The organism is Burkholderia sp. ABCPW 14, from assembly GCF_001523835.1.
Lineage (GTDB): Bacteria > Pseudomonadota > Gammaproteobacteria > Burkholderiales > Burkholderiaceae > Burkholderia > Burkholderia mayonis.
The window spans coordinates 1-1,050 of record NZ_LOVS01000081.1 but is presented as its reverse complement, the minus strand read 5'-3'; the positions used below and the strand labels follow the sequence as shown (position 1 = coordinate 1,050).

1 protein-coding gene and 1 pseudogene are annotated in these 1,050 nt (G+C 62.7%); both read left to right on the top strand.

Annotated features, from left to right (window positions below; genetic code table 11):
• Window positions 1-194: hypothetical protein (locus WS62_RS38080; protein WP_231748269.1), on the top strand; the 194-nt coding region annotated here is incomplete at its 5' end.
• A gap of 44 nt (window positions 195-238) precedes the next feature.
• Window positions 239-772, top strand: a pseudogene (locus WS62_RS12010) (IS21 family transposase); the annotation flags it as partial.
• Window positions 773-1,050: the final 278 nt, after the last annotated feature.

Genomic DNA, 1,050 nt, shown 5'->3' with positions numbered 1-1,050 from the left:
GACGGATGCTCGCTACGCTGCTCTCGTACCAGACGGACTGCGCGCTCCCGGACTTCCGGGGAAAACTTGCTTGGCTTCTTGCTCATGGCTCCATTCTCTCAAGAGTTCGAGCCTCCACCAAATCCGGAGCGGTTCAGATCACGCGACCGAAACGGGATGGCCGCTCCGGCTCGGCGGTGGTGTTGCGCATGTGATCAACGACGGGCGTTAGCCTTATCTCTTTTTAGGGGACAGGTGGATGCCGGCACATCGGATGAGCATGCGCAAACTGAAGGAAGTATTGCGGCTGAAGTGGGCGTGCGGCCTGTCGCACCGCCAAATCAGCCGCGCGATCGGCATCAGCGTCGGCGCCATCTCGGCGTACGCCGCCCGCGCCAGCGCGGCGGGGCTTGACTGGGCTGCTGTTGAACCGTTGGCCGACGACGAGCTCGAGATCAGGTTGGACCTGCAGGCGGAAGCAGCGGCTCCGACCCGGCGGGTCGAACCGGATTACGCGGCGATGCACCGCGACCTGCGCCGCAAGGGCGTGACGCTACAGTTGCTCTGGGAAGGAGTACGTCGAAGTCCACTCCAGCCAACGCACCTACGCTATACGCAGTTCTGGCAGCGATACAAGGACTGGGCCGCGGCGCTGAAGCGCTCGATGCGCCAGCAACACCGCGCCGGCGAGAAGCTGTTCGCCGACTTCGCCGGACAGACCGTGCCGATTCTTGGTCGCGACGACGGCGTCGCGTTCAAAGCCCACGTGTTCGTGACCGTCTGGAGCATATCGTGACGGCGGTCGGGCGTGTGCGGGTCGCATCGTCCCACCGCTCGACGAAGCGAAGATCGCGTTGTTCCTGAACATCAGCTCGAAAACTGCCGACTGCATGCGGGCAGATGGTTGATGCTTATACTCGGCGCGCGCAACGTCGCAAACGACATTCACTGGGCATTTCGATATGGATACGCTGATGCCGGCTCGTCGACGATGTAGCGAGCAGATCGTCGACTGATGGCGCGGTCCGGGTGTAGCTTTGCGCAAACCATCCGACACCGAGCTGTGATCGA